This is a genomic window from Ideonella lacteola (assembly GCF_038066555.1).
Lineage (GTDB): Bacteria > Pseudomonadota > Gammaproteobacteria > Burkholderiales > Burkholderiaceae_C > Ideonella > Ideonella lacteola.
Genome location: NZ_JBBUTG010000035.1, coordinates 19,825 through 37,843, shown reverse-complemented (window position 1 = coordinate 37,843; position 18,019 = coordinate 19,825). Strand labels below are relative to the sequence as shown.

Below are 18,019 nucleotides of genomic sequence, written 5' to 3'. Positions count from 1 at the left end.
CCCGCGCGCTCGCCCCATAGCCCGCCGCGAGTGCTACTCCGGCACGCTGACAAACAACGGGGGTAAGGGGGTACTGCGCCCGCAATCGCCCAAACGTGCCTTCGCGCGACGCCATCGCCCTCATCCAGGTCGCCAAGCCCCTTCACCGCCCCCCGATCTGATCGTCCGAGCAGACTCGTGAAAGATCCAGGCTAGGCCCGGCGCGACTCAACCGCCGATGTAGTGCATCTCGACGCGGCGCTCGCTCGATTCGGCGAATGTGGCTGAGCCACGCAGCTCTGAGTAGCGGTCGCTGCGTGCCGACCAGATCTGCGCCACGGCGCCCATGATCTCGTCGTCGCTGGCCCCGCCGCGCAGCAGCGCTCGCAGATCATGCCCTCGCGAGCCGAACAGGCACAGGAAGAGCTGCCCTTCGGTCGACAGGCGCGCGCGGTTGCAGTCGTGGCAGAAGGCCTGGGTCACGCTGGAAATCAGGCCGATTTCACCGAGCCCGTCGGCATAGGCCCAACGTTCGGCGGTCTCGCCGGCGACCACGGCGTCCAGCGGGCGCAGAGGCCACTCGGCGCCGATGCGCCCCAGCAGTTCCGCCGAGGGCACGACGTCATCCAGGCACCAGCCGTTGGTGGCGCCCACGTCCATGAACTCGATGAAGCGAAGCGTCGCCTGGCGGCCATAGCGCTCGCGGAAGTAGCGTGCCATCGGCAACACCTGGCTGTCGTTGACGCCCCGCTTGACCACCATGTTGACCTTGATCGGCCCGAATCCGACCTGGAGCGCCTGGTCGATGCCCGCCAGCACATCGGCCACCGGAAAGCCCACATCGTTCATGCGCTGGAAGATGCTGTCGTCCAGCGCATCGAGGCTCACTGTGAGCCGCTTCAGCCCGGCCGCCTTCAGAGCTGCAGCCTTGCGCGCGAGCAGGGAGCCGTTGGTGGTCAGGGTGAGGTCCAAAGGCTCACCGTCGGGCCCGCGCACGCCGGCCAGCATCTCGACAAGGTGTTCGAGGTTCTTGCGCAGCAGCGGTTCGCCCCCGGTGAGGCGCAGCTTGCGCACGCCGAGGCCGGCAAACAGACGAGCCACCCGCGTGATCTCTTCGAAACTCAGCAGCTGGGCGTGCGGCAGGAAGGTGTAGCGGTTGTCGAAGATTTCCTTCGGCATGCAGTAGCTGCAGCGAAAGTTGCAGCGGTCGGTCACCGAGATGCGCAGGTCGCGCAGCGGGCGGCCGAGGGTGTCGGCGAGAAGGTCCGCCGACGCGGGGGCCTTCAACCCTCGGGCCACCGGTGCGGCCCGACGCCAGTCGGTCAGCGGAATGACGCGTTCACCCATGGCACCCATTGTGCCGTTGCGGCATTGACCCTCGCGCAAAGCCGGCCAACGAACAAACGCCGCCTGAGGGCGGCGTTGACGGAAGGCCAGACAGGCAACGCGAGCTCAGGGCGCGGGCCGCGCGGCCGGGTCGGTGGTGGCCACCTGGGGGGCGCGCCGAGCGCCGTTGAAGCGCTTGGCCCAATAGTCGACGCTCATGTCTTCGACGCGGACTTCGCCGCCGGCGCGAGGCGAGTGGATGAACTTGCCGTCGCCCACGTAGATCCCGACGTGCGAGAAAGCCCGGCGCATGGTGTTGAAGAACACCAGATCGCCCGGCTTGAGTTCGTCTTTGCTGATGCTGAAGAAGCCGGGCGCGCGGGCCTGCTCGTCGGCACGCCGCGGCAGCAGCAGGCCGATGCTGTTCTCGAAAACGTAGCGGGTGAAGCCAGAGCAGTCGAACCCGTTTTCGGCCGTGGTGCCGCCCCGGCGGTAGCGCACGCCGATGAAATTCATGGCGCCCATGACCAAATCGGTGGTCTTCTCGCGCACTTGCCCCAGAAGACTGGGATCCGACGGGGGCGGTGAGGCAACGAGGGGCGCGCCGGCCTGGACCAACCCGCGGTCTTTCAGCAACTGCATCACGGGGTCATGCGCCGCCGCTGACGGCGCCGCCTGGCATACACCCGACGCGGCGGCCAGAAGGCCTGCCGTGACGCCGGCCCACAGCCAGCTTCGGGTCGCGATGCGGGCCTGGAACAGGCCTGATGAGAGAAGGGACAACCTCAGCACGGGGCGCAGGATACGGGCCTCGAACTAGGGGTGTCAAGCGGGGAAGCCTCAGAAATGCAAGTGTTTTCAAATACTTGCAGCCGGTGAGCGGCGATTTTTCCCAGGGAGAACCCGCGGTTCGGCGGCTGGGCACCGTGACGGGCGTTGAGCATTCGGGTGGGCTGAGGGCCCGCCGGGCGGGCCACAATCGCCGCTTGACTCTTTCATAACAAGCCGAGCGGGCCTGAACTGCACCGCCTCTGCAGGCATCCTCATCGGCTGCCAGGAGCGGGGGGGCAGGCACCGGCCACTTGGAGACAGGATGACTCTGATGAAGAAGACATGGATGGCGCTGGCGGTCTGCAGCCTGACCGCGGCGGGGATGCCTCACGCGCTGGCGGCGGAATCGGCCGAGATGGTCGGGCCGGCGTTTCCCGATTTTCAGACTCCGGTGCAGGTCAAGCAGGCCTGCGACGCCGGCTTGAAGGCGGCTCGAACCCGCGTGGCATTGCTCGAAAAGCGCCCCGCATCGCCCACCTGGATTGCCGAGTACGACGCGGCCTACAGCGCCAGCGAAGACGCCTACGGACCGATCGGTTTCGTCAGCAATGTGCACCCTGACCCCAAGGTGCGCGACGCAGCCGAAGCCTGCGATCTACGCTGGCAGGATTTCTTCACCAGCACCAGCCAGAACGCCAAGCTCTATCGGGCAGCCAAGGCCTCCGTGCCGACCGACGACATCGACCGCGAAGCGCTGCGCCAGGCCATCGAATCGTTCGAAGACTCGGGTGTCGGCCTGCCTCCCGCCCAGCGGGCCAAGGCGAAGCAGCTCTCCAACCGGATTGGCCTGCTGGGTCAGCAGTTCGAGAAGAATGTTCGCGACAGCAACACCAAGGTCGAGTTCAGCGAAGAAGACCTGGCCGGCGTGCCCGAAGGCGTGCTGAAGGCGGCCAAGCGCGACGCCAAGGGCCGCCTTCTGCTCGGCCTGGACTATCCCACCTACTACCCGGTGATGGAGCGTGCCGAGAAGGGCAGCACCCGCGAGCGCATGTGGCGCGCGAAGATGAATGAAGGCGGCGATGCCAACCTGAAGCTGTTGGCCGAGATCGCCAAGCTTCGCCGCGATTACGCCAAGCTGTTCGGCTTCGACAGCTATGCCGACTTCACGCTGCGCCGCCGCATGGCCAAGAACACGGCCAACACCTCGCGATTCCTCGGCGACGTCAAGCAGGCGGTCACCGAAGGCGAGCGCCGCGACATCGCCCAGATGCGCGAAGCCAAGGCCAAGCACCTGGGCCTGCCGGTCGAGAAGGTGACGGTCGAGCGCTGGGACGTGCCGTTCTACACCGAGCGGATGCGCAAGGAGCTGTACTCGGTGGACGAGGAATCGTTCCGGCCCTACTTCCCGCCGCAGGAAAGCCTGAAGTTCGTCATGCGCATCGCCGAGACGATGTTCGGCATCAAGTACACACCGGTGCCAGCCAAGCTGTGGCACCCCGAAGTGCAGGCCTATGCGGTGACTGACGCGGCGACTGGCAAACCGCTGTCGAGCCTGATGGTCGACCTGTACCCGCGCGAGGGCAAGTACAACCATGCGGCGGTGTGGTCCTACCGTGGGGGCTCGACGCTCACCGGCCGGGTGCCCCAGGCGGCGCTGGTGGTGAACTTCGACCGCAAGGGCCTGACGATCGAAGAGCTGAACACGCTGCTGCACGAGTTCGGCCACGCCCTGCACAGCAACCTGTCGATGACGCGCTATGCGCTGAACTCGGGCACCAACACCCAGCACGACTTCGTCGAGGCGCCGTCGCAAATGCTGGAAGACTGGGTCTTCGACCGCAAGGTGCTGAAGCTGTTCCAGGACGTCTGCCCAAGCTGCAAGCAGGTGCCGGACGAGTTGGTCGACAAGGCGCTCGCTGCGCGTGACTTCACCAAGGGCAGCAAGACGGCACGCCAGCACCTGTACGCCAGCTTCGATCTCGCGCTGCACTCGGCGGACGCACCCGAGCCCATGGCGCTGTGGGCCAAGATGGAAGGCGACACGCCGCTGGGCTATGTGCCCGGCACCAAGTTCCCGGCGGGCTTCTCGCACGTGGCCGGCGGCTATGGCGCCGGCTACTACGGCTACCTGTGGAGCCTGGTGGTGGCGATGGACCTGCGCACCGCCTTCGCCGAGGACCGGCTCAGCCCGGTGGTGGGCAAGCGCTACCGTGACACGGTGCTGGGCCAGGGTGGCCAGCGCCCGCCTGAGCTGCTGGTGAAAGACTTCCTCGGCCGCGAGATGAGCCCGAAGGCCTTCTTCGACGACCTGAAGAAGTGATGCACGCACCGGGGCTCAGCGCCGATCGGTGCTGACCCCGGTGCGAACTCTCAGGCTCCCAGGCGAAGGGGCCGCGCGGCGCACCACCTGGGAAGGCGGTGCGCTGACGGCGGCGACGATTCAGAGCACGTCGGAAGCGTAGTCGGCCAAGCGAGAACGCTCGCCGCGAGCCAGCGTGATGTGGCCCGAATGCGGCCAACCCTTGAAGCGATCGACCGCGAACGTCAGGCCGGACGAGCCTTCGGTGAGGTAGGGCGTATCAATCTGCGCCAAGTTGCCCAGGCAGACGATCTTGGTGCCCGGGCCGGCGCGGGTGATCAGCGTCTTCATCTGCTTGGGCGTCAGGTTCTGGGCCTCATCGATGATGACGAACTTGTTCAAGAAGGTGCGGCCGCGCATGAAGTTCAGGCTCTTGATCTTGATCTTCGAGCGCACCAGGTCGTTCGTCGCCGCACGGCCCCATTCGCCGGCCGAGTTGTCGCTCTTGGCCAGCACTTCGAGGTTGTCGTCCAGCGCGCCCATCCACGGGCCCATCTTCTCTTCCTCGTTGCCGGGCAGGAAGCCGATGTCCTCGCCCACCGGCACGGTGACGCGGGTGACGATGATTTCGGTGTAGCGGCGGTCTTCCATCACCTGTGACAGCCCGGCGGCCAGCGTCATCAGCGTCTTGCCCGTTCCGGCGGTGCCGGTGAGGGTGATGAAGTCGCAGTCCGGGTCCATCAGCAGATTGAGCGCGAAGTTCTGTTCGCGGTTGCGTGCCGTCACGCCCCAGATCGCGTTCTTGCCATGCGTGTAGTCGCGCAGTGTCTTGAGCACCGCGGTCTTGCCGGTGATCTCGGTCACGCGCGCAAACAGCGGGGCTTCGCCGGGGGATTCGAGGTAGACGAACTGGTTCACCAGCAAAGCCGGAACGAGCGGGCCGCTGATGCGGTAGTAGGTGAAGCCGCCTTGGCTCCAGCTTTCCATCGTTTTGCCGTGGCGCTCCCAGAAATCGGCAGGCAAGGGCAGCACGCCGGTGTAGAGCAGGTCGCCGTCGTCCAGCGTCTTGTCGTTGTAATAGTCTTCCGCGGCCAAGCCGAGCGCGCGGGCTTTGACCCGCATGTTGATGTCTTTCGACACCAGCACCACTTCGCGCGTCGGGTGCTGTTCGCGCAGCGACTGCACCACCCCGAGGATCTGGTTGTCCGCCTTGCCTTGCGGCAGGCCGGCGGGCAGCTTCACGTCCAGCAGCGTCGTCTGGAAGAACAGTTTGCCGCCGGCTTCTCGGTGGCCGGTCTTGGCCAGCGGGATGCCCGCGGCGGGGTCGAACTTGCCGGTGTGGCTGTCGGTGGCCAAGGTGTCCAGCTCGCGGCTGACCTGCCGGACGTTGCGAGAGACCTCGCTCATGCCCTTCTTGTGGCCGTCGAGTTCTTCCAACGTGATCATCGGCAGGTAGATGTCGTGCTCTTCGAAGCGGAAGAGCGACATCGGGTCATGCATCAGCACGTTGGTGTCCAGCACAAAAAGCTTGGCCGGGCCGGTGTGGCGGGGTTTGCGCGGCTTGGGCTCCGGGGCCGGCGCCTTGGCCCGGGTAGGGGCAGGCGCGGGCGCGGCGGCCTTGGTCTTCACCGCCGGCGCTGCGGCCACGCTGTTGGCGCTGTCGTTGCGCAGCGCCAGTGCGCTGCTCTCATCGTCGGAGGTTCGGGCGCTGGCCGGTGCCTTGTGGCGCGTCGATTTGGGCGCAGCCTGGGTTTCGTAAGCGGAGGGCGGAAGGATGGCGGCTCGGGTGGCGGGTGGCTTCGGCAAGGGCATGGAAAGCGGGCTCAAGGGCCTTGTTCGCAGAGAAACACGCGGAAGGGCTTGGCTGCCGGAGACAAAAAAGCCGCACAGGCAGCTGTGCGGCTTGGTGTGGGGATGCTCGCCATCACGGTCTCGGGCATGAATCCATTATGCACATCCGGGGTGCGATGTCAGCGGAGCGTACTGACGGCCATGATCAGTCGTGAAAATGCGACGAATGCGCTGAGCGGGGCGGGCGCGCGGCGGCGGCCGGCGTGGGCCGGGTGGCCACCCAAGGCGCATGACGACGCTGGACACCAGAAAGCAAACAAGCCGGGCGTGCCGGCTTGTTGAGCGCTTGTGGGGGGCTTATTGGGCCTTCAGTGGCGTTGCGCCACAGAAGCGGCCCGATCGCGGTCTGATGGGGCGCGAGAAATGACGCTGATAGGAGAGCGCCTCGGCGCGATTCAGGCGGCCTTCTTCAGGTCTTTGACGGCCTTGAGCACTTCGTCCACGTGGCCGGCGACCTTGATGCCGCGCCATTCGGCCCGAAGCACGCCGCCGGCATCGATCAAGAAGGTGGAGCGCTCGATGCCCTTGACCTTCTTGCCGTACATGATCTTGTTCTTCACCACACCGAACATGTGGCAGAGCTTTTCTTCGGTGTCGGCGATCAGCTCGAAGGGCAGTTCGAGGTTCTGCTTGAACTTGTCGTGCGAGGCCATGTTGTCGCGCGACACGCCGAACACCACGGCCCCCGCCTTCTCAAACTCTTTGTGCTGATCCCGGAACTGCATGGCCTCAGTGGTGCAGCCCGGCGTGTTGTCCTTCGGGTAGAAGTACAGCACGATGGCGTGCCCCTTGAAGGCCGTGTGGGTGAACTTCACGCCTCCGGTGGCTTGCGCTTCAATTTCCGGCAGGGGTTTGTTGAGGGCTGGCGTCATGAGGGTGGTGTCTTATGCGGGCGCCCCTGGGAGGCATAGCCCGTGATTATAAATTGAAGTGTGAGGTATTCCTCGCCCAACTGGCTCGGTGCGCCTAAGCGGCGGGGGCGGCGGGCTCCAGCAAAAACGCGCCGACGACCTTGCGGCCCTCATTGACGAGCACGTTGTAGGTGCGGCAAGCCGCTGCCGTATCCATCGTCTCGACGCCGATGCGGCGCTCGATCAGCGCTCGGTACAGCGCAGGCGAGACGAAGCGGTGCTTGTCGCCACTGCCGAAGATGACCAGCTCGGGCTGCAACGCCACGATGGCCTCGAAGTGGCTGGCTTGCAGCTCATCGGCCCGCGCCGCGGGCCAGGCCTGGACGTCGCCCCGCCAGGGCACCAGCACGCTGGACTCGAAGGCCGTGGCGTGCACCCAGATGCGGCCGGCTTCGAGCTTCGAAATGGCGTTCACGCCATCGAGTTGATCCGGTTGGAATTTCATCGCTCTCCCTGGGCCTCGACACAGGGCGTGACAGTGCCCGGATCGTCGAAAGGCCTATGGTTAAATTGTACGTTTTGCGGCGCAGCATCGTCCGTCTTCGTGGTTGATGCGCAGCCGCTTCGTCGCCTGAGGAGTCTCCGGTTTGAAGCCCATCGCCAAGTCCAGCAAGCTCGCCAACGTCGGCTACGACATCCGCGGCCCCGTGCTGGACAAGGCGCGCCAGATGGAAGACGAAGGGCAGAAGATCATCAAGCTGAACATCGGCAATGTGGCCGCGTTCGGCCTGGAGCCGCCGGACGAGATCGTGCAGGACATGATCCGCAACCTCCCACATGCGGCCGGCTACACCGATTCCAAGGGCCTGTTTGCTCCACGCAAGGCGGTCGTTCACTACTGCCAGGAAAAGCACATCGCCGGCGTCACCGTTGACGACGTCTACCTGGGCAACGGCGCGTCCGAGCTGATCGCGATGAGCATGAACGCGCTGCTGGACGCGGGCGACGAAGTGCTGATCCCGTCGCCCGACTACCCGCTCTACACCGCGGTGGTGGCGCTGTCCGGAGGCACGCCCGTTCACTACCACTGCGACGAGGGATCGGGCTGGATGCCCGACCTGGCCGACATGCGGGCCAAGGTGACGCCGCGCACCAAGGCGCTCGTCATCATCAACCCGAACAACCCCACCGGTGCGCTGTATCCGGTGGAGGTGCTGCAGGGCATCGTCGAGTTGGCGCGCCAGCACCAGCTGATCATCTTTGCCGACGAGATCTACGACAAGACGCTGTACGACGGTGCGCAGCACACCAGCATCGCCTCGCTGGCCGACGACGTGCTGTGCCTGACCTTCAACGGCCTGTCGAAGAACTACCGCTCTTGCGGCTACCGCGCGGGCTGGATGGTGGTCTCGGGCGACAAGCGCCACGCGAAGGACTACATCGAGGGCCTGAACATGCTGGCCTCGATGCGGCTGTGCGCCAACACGCCCGGCCAATTGGCCATCCAGACCGCGCTGGGTGGCTACCAGAGCATCAAGGATCTCGTGGCCCCCGGCGGCCGGCTGGCCCGCCAGCGCGACCTGGCCTATTCGCTGCTCACGCAGATCCCTGGGGTGAGTGTCGTCAAACCTTCGGCCGCGCTGTACATGTTCCCGCGGCTCGACCCCCAGATGTACCCGATCCAGGACGACCAGCAGTTCGCCTACGAGCTGCTGGCCGAAGAGAAGGTGCTGATCGTCCAAGGTACGGGTTTCAACTGGTCGGCGCCCGACCATTTCCGCCTGGTGTTCCTGCCGAACACCGACGACCTGACGGAAGCCGTGGGCCGCATCGCCCGCTTCCTTGACCACTACCGAAAGCGGCACTCCGCCTGAAGACCGACCCGCCCATGCATGGCCCCTGCCCACCACGCCGTTCATGCGTGCGCCAGGTTCGCGCGGGCTGCGGCATGGAAAGGCGCGGGTTCGCGGCGGTGCAGCGCGCGTGCCGTGAGCGGCAGGTCGTTCGCACCGGCACATTCGCCACCGGCCTTTGCGGCGCGGTGGCCAGGGGCGCGCCCGGCGCTCGCCTCATCCTCGTCACGTCCGGGGGCACAAGACCCGGGCGATGACACTGGGGCACCGCGCCGCCAACCGCGTCCGCGGCCCCCGGAATCAGGGCACACATCACCCCACGAGAGTGAAACCCGACAGACCGTTCCGAGAGACACAACACAAGGTGATACCTGAATGAAACCGATCCAAGTCGGCCTCATGGGCCTGGGCACTGTGGGCAGCGGCGTTTTCCACGTGCTGCAGCGCAACCAGGAAGAGATCAAGCGGCGGGCCGGCCGTGGCATTGAGCTGGCCGTGGTGTCGCGTCGCGATGTGGCGCAGGCCCGCGCGATCGTGGGTGACCAGGCCCAGATCGTGGCCGATGCACGCGAGATCATTGCGAACCCCCAGATCGACATCGTCGTCGAGCTGATCGGCGGCACGGGCATCGCCAAGACGCTGGTGATGGAAGCCATCGCTGCCGGCAAGCATGTGGTGACGGCCAACAAGGCCTTGATCGCCACCCACGGCGCCGAGGTGTTCGCCGCGGCCCATGCCAAGGGCGTGATGGTCGGGTTCGAGGCCGCCGTGGCTGGCGGCATCCCCATCATCAAGGCACTGCGCGAAGGCCTGACCGCCAACCGCATCGAGTGGATCGCCGGCATCATCAACGGCACCACGAACTTCATCCTCAGCGAGATGCGCGACAAGGGGCTGGACTTCGCGACGGTGCTCAAAGAGGCGCAGCGCCTGGGGTATGCCGAGGCCGACCCCACCTTTGACATCGAAGGCGTCGACGCCGCCCACAAGGCCACCATCATGAGCGCCATCGCCTTTGGCGTGCCGGTGCAGTTCGACAAGGCCCATGTCGAGGGCATCACCAAGCTCCAGGCGACCGACATCAAGTACGCCGAGCAACTGGGCTACCGCATCAAGCTGCTGGGCATCACCAAGCGCCGAGAGCAGGGCATCGAGTTGCGCGTGCATCCCACGCTGGTGCCGGCCAAGCGGCTGATCGCCAACGTCGAAGGCGCGATGAACGCGGTGGTGGTGCAGGGCGATGCCGTCGGCACCACGCTTTACTACGGCAAAGGCGCGGGCTCCGAGCCCACCGCCTCGGCGGTGGTGGCCGATCTGGTCGACGTCACCCGCCTGCACACGGCCGACCCGGACCACCGGGTGCCGCACCTGGCCTTCCAGCCCGATGCGATGGCCGACACCCCGATCCTGCCGATCTCGCAGGTGGTGACCTCGTTCTATCTGCGCTTGAGGGTGGCCGATGAAGCCGGCGTGCTGTCGAAGATCACCACCATCCTGGCCGAGCACGACATCTCGATCGATGCGGTGCTGCAGCGCGAGTCCGCCGAGGGTGAGCGCTCGACCGACCTGATCATCCTGACGCACGACACCGTCGAGGGCCGCATGCGCGATGCGCAGGCCAGGATGCAGGCGCTGTCCAGCGTGCTGGCGCCCATCGTCTCGATCCGCAAGGAAGACCTGGCTTGAGGCACACTCGCATCGTTGGCAGGTGGTACGTATGACAGAAGAGGAACGCGAACAACTCCTGACCGAGTTCACGAATGCGCTCAGGATTGGCCACCCGCTCGACCTGAGCGACCCGGAGGATGCGCAGCTCTATACCGAAGGGCTTCACGGTTCCCGTGACGCTGTCAAGCGTCTGGCCACCGAGGTTCGCCGGATCGAGGGTGGGGGCGTTTTTCTCTTCTCGGGCCAGCCCGGCAGCGGCAAGAGCACTGAGCTGATGCGCCTGAAGAGCATTCTCGCCGCGCCGATGGTCAAGGTGTACTACTGCGATCTGGAAGACTGGCTCAACCTGAATGAGCCGGTCACCCTGGGCAGCTTCCTGGTGGCTCTGCTGGCTTCATGGGTTGATCAGGCTGGCACCGTCGCCGGTCAGCAGTCGCTCGCAGAGCGATTCATTGGCTTTCTGCGCAACACCCAGCTTGTTCCCGAAAGCCTGGAGTTTGGCGTCGAAGCCGGCGGGCTCAAGGCCGGCCTGAGCCTGGCGTTGCGCACTGACCCGCAATTTCGCCAGCAGATCGAAGCGGCCATCAAGGGCCGCCGCACCAGCATCTTGCAACAGGCGCAGAGCTTCGTGGCTGAGTTGGTGGGCGACTTGTGCCCACAGGGCGAAAAGTGCGTACTGATCGCGGACTCGCTGGAAAAGATCCGCGGCTATGGCGAACTGCAAGGCGAGGTCTACACCAGCCTGCAAGGCCTCTTCCTCAGCGATGGCGCGGCGCTCAAACTGCCGGGCGTCCACGTCGTTTACTCCGTGTCGCCATTCCTGATCGAGCAGAACAACCAGTTGCCCGCGCTGCTGGGCACCGGGGCGGTGGCGACCATGCCCTCGGTGCACGTCTTCAAGCGGCGCAGCGCGGACGAAGACGAGGAGGGCGTCGGGGCCATGGTCGAGCTGGTCCGCAAGCGCTTTGGCCGCTGCCTGGAGGTTTTCCGTGAACCGCAGCTGCGCCGCCTCGCCTTGGGATCGGGCGGCGACCTGCGCGACTTCTTGCGAAGCATCCGGATCGTCATCACCGACGAGATCGAGTCGTTTCCGGTGACCGACGAGATGCTCGATTACGCCCTGGCCCAGGTGTGCCCGCCCAAGCAGATCCCCAACGAGCATATCCAGTGGCTCGCCCGGCTGGACGCCAGCCATGAGAGTGAGCTGTCAGGCGACATCGGCGCGGCGGTCTTGCAGCAGTACCTGGCCAGCAAGCATGTGCTGGTCTACTTGAACGGCGAGGCGTGGTTCTCCGTGCACCCGCTGTTGCGGGACTGGGTGCGCCAGCGCAGTGCGAGCACACCGCCGCCAGCGCCCTGATCGCGGGCGCTGCCCACTGTGCGCCACTTCGCCAGCCCCGCCGAGTATGCTGCGTTGCGACGTGTGCGGCGCTTGGTCTTTCGCGCCACCGATGCGCCCTTGATTTTTCTCTGGGGAACCGCGGCGCAGCTCGATTGGTTCTTCGGGAGTCTGGACTCGTCTTTGCGTGGGCGTTCCCGCCGGGCCTGGCGCTTTCGTTTCGGCCCTGGCGAAGATGCTGCGGTGGCGAGTGCGTTTCTCTCTCAACTGCTGGCGCCACCACCCGGCGACCAAGGCAACCTCGTTTGGTTGGACGTGGCCGCCAGCGGTGCGCCAGCCGCCGCCCCGCTGGGGCTGCCGACCCTGCTGGCGCGCTTGAACGAGCGCCGCGCCCAGGTCATGGCGCCACCGCGGGCGTTGGTGGTGGCCAGCGCCTTGAACCTGGAGGCCACGGTGGCCAGGGTGGCGCCGGACCTGTGGTCAGTGCGCAGCCTGAGCCTGGTGTTGGAGCCGCCTGCTGCTGCAAGCATCGATGCAGGTGAGCAGCGCATGGGCCTGAGCCGTGCGGTGCCCTCCGTCCGGCAATCGGGCGCTCCCTGGCCGCTGCAACAGCGCTGGGACTTCGCGTTGAAGTCTGCCGACGAAGCCGGGCCTGAAGCTGAGCTGAATCTTGAGCTCGGCATTGCGGCCGCTGCCCAGGCTTTGCGGCAGCGTGACTTGGCGGCGGCCCGAAAGATCCTTCAGCAATTGGACGAGGCCCAATCGGGTTGGGTCGAGGTGCCCACGCCAGCGGACGACCAGCCCGACGTGCGGGCTCAGCGTAACCGCGGCTGGACCTGGCAACTGATGGGCGATCTTCGCCTGCAAGAGGGCGACCTGGCCGGGGCGCGAGAGCGCTACGAGCAAAGCCTGGGTTTGCGCGAAAAGCTGGTGCGGCTGACGGGCGAGGCGCCCGAGGCGCTGCGCGACTGGTCGGTGTCGCTCGACAAGGTGGGCGATGTGCTGCGCGCGCAGGGCGACCTGGCCGGGGCGCGAGAGCGCTACGAGCAAAGCCTGGGTTTGAGCGAGAAGCTGGTGCGGCTGACGGGCGAGGCGCCCGAGGCGCTGCGCGACTGGTCGGTGTCGCTCCACAACCTGGGCGACGTGCTGCGCGCGCAGGGCGACCTGGCCGGGGCGCGAGAGCGCTACGAGCACAGCCTGGGGTTGCGCGAGAAGCTGGTGCGGCTGACGGGCGAGGCGCCCGAGGCGCTGCGCGACTGGCTGGTCTCCGTGTCTAAACTCTTGCAAGTAGCACCGGAGCAGGCCCAGCTTCGAGCGCGGGTGCCTTGGCTGCAAGCCGCCGTGGAGACAGTTCGCCAAAGCCCATCCGACTCGGGCTGGGTGGATGCGTTGATGGACAATCTGCGGTCCACATCCGGCACTGGGCCCGCCCCCAAAGACCACACCTTGAACTACCTCAGCACCCGGGGCGACCCCACGCCCAAGCGCTTTTGCGAGATCCTGCTCGAAGGCCTGGCGCCGGACGGCGGCCTGTACCTGCCGGCGGCCTACCCCCAGGTCGACGATGCCACGCTCACCCGTTGGCGTGGTCTGTCGTATGCCGATCTGGCCTTCGAGATCCTGTCGCTCTACATTGACGACATCCCCGCAGCCGACCTGAAGGCGCTCGTCGCCAAGACCTACACGGCGGACGTCTTCGGCACCGAGGCGATCGTGCCGGTGCGCCGGCTGGGCGATTCGGGCCTGTGGATCGAAGCCTTGTCCAACGGGCCGACGCTGGCCTTCAAGGACATGGCGATGCAGCTGCTCGGCCACCTGTTCGAGTACGAGCTGGGTCGGCGCGGCGAATCGCTGAACATCCTCGGTGCCACGTCAGGGGACACCGGCAGCGCTGCCGAATACGCGATGCGCGGCAAGGTGGGCGTGCGCGTGTTCATGCTCAGCCCGCACGGCCGCATGAGCCCGTTCCAGCAGGCGCAGATGTTCAGCTTGCAGGACGAGAACATCCACAACATCGCGGTCGAGGGGGTGTTCGACGATGCGCAGGACATCGTCAAGGCCGTCTCCAACGACCTGGCCTTCAAGCGGGCGCAGAAGATCGGCACCGTCAACTCGATCAACTGGGCACGGCTGCTGGCGCAGGTGGTGTACTACTTCGCCGGCTATTTCCAGGTCACCCGATCCAACGCCGAGGTCGTCAGCTTCACGGTGCCCTCGGGCAACTTCGGCAACGTGTGTGCCGGTCACGTGGCGCGGATGATGGGCTTGCCGATCAAGCACCTGGTGGTGGCCACCAACGAGAACGACGTGCTCGACGAGTTCTTCCGCACCGGCACCTACCGGGTGCGCAAGGGCGCGGAAACGCACGAGACCTCCAGCCCTTCGATGGACATCTCCAAGGCGTCCAACTTCGAGCGCTTCGTGTTCGACCTGCTGGGACGCGACGCGTCGCGCACGCGAGAGCTGTTCGGCGCGCACATCGAGCGCCAAGGCGGTTTCACGCTGTCGGCAGACGAGTTCCAGCGCATCGCCGGCTTTGGCTTCCAGTCGGGCAAGAGCACCCATGCCGACCGGCTGGCCACCATCCGCTCGACCTGGGAGCGCCACGCGACGATGGTCGATACCCACACCGCCGATGGCGTCAAGGTGGCGACCGAGCGCGTCGAGCCGAATGTGCCGATGATCGTGCTGGAAACCGCGCTGCCGGCGAAGTTCGCCGAGACCATCCGCGAGGCGCTCGGCCGCGAACCCGGGCGGCCGGCCAAGCTGGAAGGTATCGAGCAACTGCCCAAGCGCTTCACCGTCATGCCGCCGGATGTGGCCCGGGTGAAGGCCTACATCGCCGAGCACACCGGCTTGGCATGAGCCCCGGGGGCGCCGAGGCCAACGCCCAGCGGGGCGCCGGTCGCTCGCCGGTGGCCCGTTGATCCGACCTGACCCAAGGGGCGTGAGACTCTCTGTTCCGACCCGCACGCCCCCCAACCCCACGCTCTGAGCTGAAACGCCGTGTCTTCCTCTGCCCCTGCTGCCGTGCCCGCTCGCGCTCCGTTGATGTCACTGGACGAGGCGCTGACGCGCCTGGTCGACGTTGCCCAGGCGCGGCGGATCAACGAGACGGAATCGATCCCCACGGCCCAGGCGCTGGGCCGCGTGCTCGCCGAGGCGGTGGCCTCGACCTTGGACGTCCCACCGGCCGACAACAGTGCGATGGACGGCTACGCGGTGCGTTTCGCCGATTTGTCTGCCGACTCGGCCGCCGGCACGGTGTTGCCCGTCAGCCAGCGCATCGCGGCCGGATCGGTCGGCCAGCCCCTTGAGCCTGGCACGGCCGCGCGCATCTTCACCGGCGCGCTGGTGCCCCCGGGCGCCGACACGGTGGTGATGCAGGAACAGTGCGAAGCGTTACCCCTTGAGGGTGCTGCGCCTGATCGGGCTCGCGTGCGGATCAGCGGCCCGGTCACGGCCGGGCAGTCGATCCGCCGCCGGGGGGAAGACGTGGCGCGAGGCAGCCAGGTGCTGCAGCCGGGCGCACGGCTCACGCCCCAGGCGCTTGGCCTGGCGGCATCGGTGGGCGCTGCGAGCCTGCCCGTCTTGCGGCGGCCCCGGGTCGCGTTGTTTTCCACGGGCGACGAGCTTGTGATGCCCGGCGATCCATTGCCGCCGGGGGCCATCTACAACTCGAACCGTTTCACGCTGCGCGCCTTGCTCGAGGCGGCAGGGTGCGTGGTGGACGACCTGGGCATCGTGCCCGACCGGCTCGACGCCACCCGAGAGGCACTGCGGCGTGCCGCCACGGGCAACGATCTCATCATCACGTCGGGTGGGGTGTCGGTCGGCGAGGAAGACCATCTGAAGCCGGCGGTGCAGGCCGAGGGCCGGCTCGATCTGTGGCAGATGGCCATCAAGCCGGGCAAGCCGCTGGCCTTTGGCGCTGTGCGCCGGCCGGGCGATACCGCCCAGGCGGGTGGCGAGGCGCTGTTCATCGGCTTGCCGGGCAACCCGGTGTCGAGTTTCGTCACTTTCGTCGTGGCGGTGGCGCCGGTGCTGCGCGCGCTGCAGGGCATGCCTGCCACGCTGCCCCGGGGCCTGCCGCTGCCGGCCGCGTTCCGATGGCCGCGACCGGACAAACGACGCGAGTTCTTGCGCGTGCGCTTGAACGAGCAGGGCGCGCTCGAGCTGTTCACCAACCAAGGCTCGGGCGTGCTCACCTCGGCTGTCTGGGCCGATGGGCTGGTCGACAACCCGCCAGGCCAGGCGATCGCCGAGGGCGACATCGTTCGCTTCCTGCCGATGGCGATGCTGGTGGGGGGCTGAGCATGAAGATCAAACTGCGCTACTTCGCGTCGCTGCGCGAAGCGCTCGGCGCTCAGGGCGAGCTGGAGTTGCCCGAGGGCAGCCGTGTGGGTGAAGCGCGTGACCGCCTGATCGCGCGGGGGGCACCCTTCGAGGCCAGCCTCGCCCGCCACAAGGCCCTGCGCGCTGCGCTGAACCAGGCGCTGTGCGACGAATCCGCCGTGCTGGCCGATGGCGACGAACTGGCGTTCTTCCCGCCAGTCACTGGCGGTTGAGGCCCGACATGAGCATTCCCAGCCCCTCGGCCCACGTCCCGCGCGTCAGCATCCAGACGGCCGACTTTGACACCGGCGCCGAGCTGGCCGCCTTGCGGGCCGGCGATCTCGGTGTCGGGGCGGTGGTGAGCTTCGTGGGCACGGTGCGTGACCGCCACGAGGCCGAAGCGCTCGGGCCGGGCAGCATCCAGGCGATGGAGCTGGAGCACTACCCGGGCATGACCGAAAGCGCGATCGAGGCCATGATCGACGCGACCATGGCGAGGTTCAGGGTGCGTGCCGCGCGGGTCATTCACCGTGTGGGTGTGCTGCAGCCGGGCGAACAGATCGTCTTTGTGGCGGTGACCTCTTCACACCGTGGCGATGCCTTCCAGGCCTGCGAGTTTTTGATGGACTACCTCAAGACGCAGGCCCCGTTCTGGAAAAAGGAGACCACGCCCGAAGGCGCCCGCTGGGTCGACGCCCGGGTGAGTGACGACGCGGCCCTGGCGCGCTGGGGGGATTTCGCGAGCAACGCGGTCGCGTCCGGCGGCCCGGGCCAGGCTTGAGCGGGGCCACGGGCATGGGCGGCACCTGGGCGCAAGCGCTGGCCGTGGGCCTGGGCGGGGCCGCGGGGGCCCTGCTGCGTTGGCAGGCCGGCCTGTGGCTCAACCCGCTGGCGCTTCCCTTTGCGTTGGGCACCTTGGCGGTCAACTGCGTGGGCGGGCTGTTGATCGGTTTCAGCCTGGTGGCCTTCGACCACCACCCCAACGACACCCTGCGCCTGCTGCTGGTCACCGGCGGGCTCGGCGGGCTGACCACGTTCTCGGCGTTCTCGGCCGAGTCGCTGAGCCTGTTGATCCACGGCCGCCTGGGGCTGGCGGCGTTGCACACGCTGGCCCATGTGGTAGGGGCGCTGGGCTGTGCCGGCCTGGGCTGGTGGGCCGGTCGGGCCGTGTGGGCGTGAACGACCACCGCTACACAACCCCAACGAGTTAGGGCCCTCGCATCCGGCAAGCGGCTTTGGGCCTACCATCGCGGGCGATGCTTCCGTTCGATGTCAAGGTCCTGCGCAATGCGCTCGGCCGCTTTACCACCGGGGTGACGATCGCCACCTGCCGCGATGCCAGCGGCCAGGCGGTTGGCCTCACCGCCAATTCCTTCAACTCGCTGTCGCTCGATCCGCCCTTGGTGCTGTGGTCGCTGCGGCTGGCCAGCCCGGCGTTGCCGGCCTTCCGCCAAGCGAGTCATTTCGCCATCAATGTGCTGGCCGAGGCGCAGGTGAGCCTGTCTCGCCGTTTTGCCAGCCCGGTGCCCGATCGCTTCGCCGAGGGCCAGTGGTCGGATGGCGCTGGCGGTGCGCCGGTGCTCGCCGGCTGTGCGGCGGTGTTCGAGTGTGCGTTGCACAGCGAACAGACGGTGGGCGACCATGTGCTGTTCATTGGTCAAGTCGAACATCTGCACGAGGCGGGGTTGGCGCCCCTGGTCTTCCAGGCCGGCCACTACCGGCTGCTGGGCGAAATCCTCTGAGATCG

15 protein-coding genes and 1 pseudogene are annotated in these 18,019 nt (G+C 66.9%); 11 read left to right on the top strand and 5 right to left on the bottom strand.

The features are described 5' to 3' along the window. Window positions 1-207: 207 nt before the first annotated feature. Window positions 208-1,326, bottom strand: a complete 1,119-nt coding sequence (gene moaA, locus AACH06_RS28610) for a GTP 3',8-cyclase MoaA (RefSeq protein WP_341429227.1) — start codon at window positions 1,324-1,326, stop codon at window positions 208-210. Window positions 1,327-1,431: 105 nt separating this feature from the next. Continuing rightward, window positions 1,432-2,097, bottom strand: coding sequence for a C40 family peptidase (locus AACH06_RS28605; RefSeq protein ID WP_341429226.1), 666 nt, complete (start codon window positions 2,095-2,097; stop codon window positions 1,432-1,434). A 310-nt stretch (window positions 2,098-2,407) separates the two neighbouring features. Here AACH06_RS28605 and AACH06_RS28600 point away from each other — a divergent pair, with 310 nt between their 5' ends. After that, window positions 2,408-4,396 carry a M3 family metallopeptidase gene (locus AACH06_RS28600; protein WP_341429224.1) on the top strand — a complete coding sequence of 663 codons (1,989 nt, stop codon included), beginning with the start codon at window positions 2,408-2,410 and terminating at the stop codon, window positions 4,394-4,396. Window positions 4,397-4,516: 120 nt separating this feature from the next. On the opposite strand, the gene AACH06_RS28595 is transcribed toward AACH06_RS28600, so the two are convergent. The 3 genes from AACH06_RS28595 to AACH06_RS28585 form a co-directional block, all read right to left on the bottom strand. Further along, complete coding sequence (locus AACH06_RS28595) at window positions 4,517-6,187, bottom strand: PhoH family protein (protein WP_341429223.1); 1,671 nt, start codon at window positions 6,185-6,187, stop codon at window positions 4,517-4,519. Between the two features lie 434 nt (window positions 6,188-6,621). Then, entirely contained in the window at window positions 6,622-7,098 is a 477-nt protein-coding gene (locus tag AACH06_RS28590; RefSeq protein WP_341429222.1) for a peroxiredoxin, read from the bottom strand. A gap of 94 nt (window positions 7,099-7,192) precedes the next feature. Beyond that, a complete protein-coding gene (locus AACH06_RS28585; RefSeq protein ID WP_341429221.1) occupies window positions 7,193-7,582 on the bottom strand; it encodes an Mth938-like domain-containing protein in 390 nt (129 codons plus the stop codon). Window positions 7,583-7,724: 142 nt separating this feature from the next. On the opposite strand from AACH06_RS28585, the gene AACH06_RS28580 reads away from it, so the two are divergent. The 10 genes and pseudogenes from AACH06_RS28580 to AACH06_RS28535 all read left to right on the top strand — a co-directional run bounded on the left by AACH06_RS28580 (window position 7,725) and on the right by AACH06_RS28535 (window position 18,014). Then, window positions 7,725-8,951 (top strand): pyridoxal phosphate-dependent aminotransferase, encoded by a 1,227-nt coding sequence (locus AACH06_RS28580; protein ID WP_341429220.1) that lies wholly within the window; start codon window positions 7,725-7,727, stop codon window positions 8,949-8,951. A 354-nt stretch (window positions 8,952-9,305) separates the two neighbouring features. Beyond that, the gene (locus tag AACH06_RS28575; protein ID WP_341429219.1) at window positions 9,306-10,616 is read left to right on the top strand and encodes a homoserine dehydrogenase; all 1,311 of its coding nucleotides are present in this window, start codon (window positions 9,306-9,308) and stop codon (window positions 10,614-10,616) included. A 31-nt stretch (window positions 10,617-10,647) separates the two neighbouring features. Beyond that, the gene (locus AACH06_RS28570) at window positions 10,648-11,958 is read left to right on the top strand and encodes a P-loop NTPase family protein (protein WP_341429218.1); all 1,311 of its coding nucleotides are present in this window, start codon (window positions 10,648-10,650) and stop codon (window positions 11,956-11,958) included. A 378-nt stretch (window positions 11,959-12,336) separates the two neighbouring features. Continuing rightward, a pseudogene (locus AACH06_RS28565) lies at window positions 12,337-13,143 on the top strand (tetratricopeptide repeat protein); the annotation flags it as partial. A gap of 240 nt (window positions 13,144-13,383) precedes the next feature. Next, window positions 13,384-14,802, top strand: a complete 1,419-nt coding sequence (gene thrC / locus AACH06_RS28560; protein WP_341429231.1) for a threonine synthase — start codon at window positions 13,384-13,386, stop codon at window positions 14,800-14,802. A 186-nt stretch (window positions 14,803-14,988) separates the two neighbouring features. Beyond that, a complete protein-coding gene (locus AACH06_RS28555) occupies window positions 14,989-16,251 on the top strand; it encodes a molybdopterin molybdotransferase MoeA (RefSeq protein ID WP_341429230.1) in 1,263 nt (420 codons plus the stop codon). 2 nt (window positions 16,252-16,253) lie between these two features. Then, window positions 16,254-16,505 carry a MoaD/ThiS family protein gene (locus tag AACH06_RS28550; protein WP_341429217.1) on the top strand — a complete coding sequence of 84 codons (252 nt, stop codon included), beginning with the start codon at window positions 16,254-16,256 and terminating at the stop codon, window positions 16,503-16,505. Between the two features lie 8 nt (window positions 16,506-16,513). Further along, a complete protein-coding gene (locus tag AACH06_RS28545; RefSeq protein WP_341429216.1) occupies window positions 16,514-17,053 on the top strand; it encodes a molybdenum cofactor biosynthesis protein MoaE in 540 nt (179 codons plus the stop codon). Then, window positions 17,050-17,451 (top strand): fluoride efflux transporter CrcB, encoded by a 402-nt coding sequence (gene crcB / locus AACH06_RS28540; protein WP_423222093.1) that lies wholly within the window; start codon window positions 17,050-17,052, stop codon window positions 17,449-17,451. The genes AACH06_RS28545 and crcB overlap by 4 nt, the downstream gene beginning before the upstream one ends. Window positions 17,452-17,528: 77 nt before the next feature. Further along, a complete protein-coding gene (locus tag AACH06_RS28535; RefSeq protein WP_341429215.1) occupies window positions 17,529-18,014 on the top strand; it encodes a flavin reductase family protein in 486 nt (161 codons plus the stop codon). Window positions 18,015-18,019 lie beyond the last annotated feature (5 nt).

What these genes read in the sequence shown, in the direction of transcription:
- moaA (WP_341429227.1), bottom strand. Translation starts at nt 1,326, where the DNA reads ATGGGTGAACGCGTCATTCCGCTGACCGACTGGCGTCGGGCCGCACCG.
- AACH06_RS28600 (WP_341429224.1), top strand. Translation starts at nt 2,408, where the DNA reads ATGAAGAAGACATGGATGGCGCTGGCGGTCTGCAGCCTGACCGCGGCG.
- AACH06_RS28595 (WP_341429223.1), bottom strand. Translation starts at nt 6,187, where the DNA reads ATGCCCTTGCCGAAGCCACCCGCCACCCGAGCCGCCATCCTTCCGCCC.
- AACH06_RS28590 (WP_341429222.1), bottom strand. Translation starts at nt 7,098, where the DNA reads ATGACGCCAGCCCTCAACAAACCCCTGCCGGAAATTGAAGCGCAAGCC.
- AACH06_RS28585 (WP_341429221.1), bottom strand. Translation starts at nt 7,582, where the DNA reads ATGAAATTCCAACCGGATCAACTCGATGGCGTGAACGCCATTTCGAAG.
- AACH06_RS28575 (WP_341429219.1), top strand. Translation starts at nt 9,306, where the DNA reads ATGAAACCGATCCAAGTCGGCCTCATGGGCCTGGGCACTGTGGGCAGC.
- AACH06_RS28570 (WP_341429218.1), top strand. Translation starts at nt 10,648, where the DNA reads ATGACAGAAGAGGAACGCGAACAACTCCTGACCGAGTTCACGAATGCG.
- AACH06_RS28555 (WP_341429230.1), top strand. Translation starts at nt 14,989, where the DNA reads ATGTCACTGGACGAGGCGCTGACGCGCCTGGTCGACGTTGCCCAGGCG.
- AACH06_RS28550 (WP_341429217.1), top strand. Translation starts at nt 16,254, where the DNA reads ATGAAGATCAAACTGCGCTACTTCGCGTCGCTGCGCGAAGCGCTCGGC.
- AACH06_RS28545 (WP_341429216.1), top strand. Translation starts at nt 16,514, where the DNA reads ATGAGCATTCCCAGCCCCTCGGCCCACGTCCCGCGCGTCAGCATCCAG.
- AACH06_RS28535 (WP_341429215.1), top strand. Translation starts at nt 17,529, where the DNA reads ATGCTTCCGTTCGATGTCAAGGTCCTGCGCAATGCGCTCGGCCGCTTT.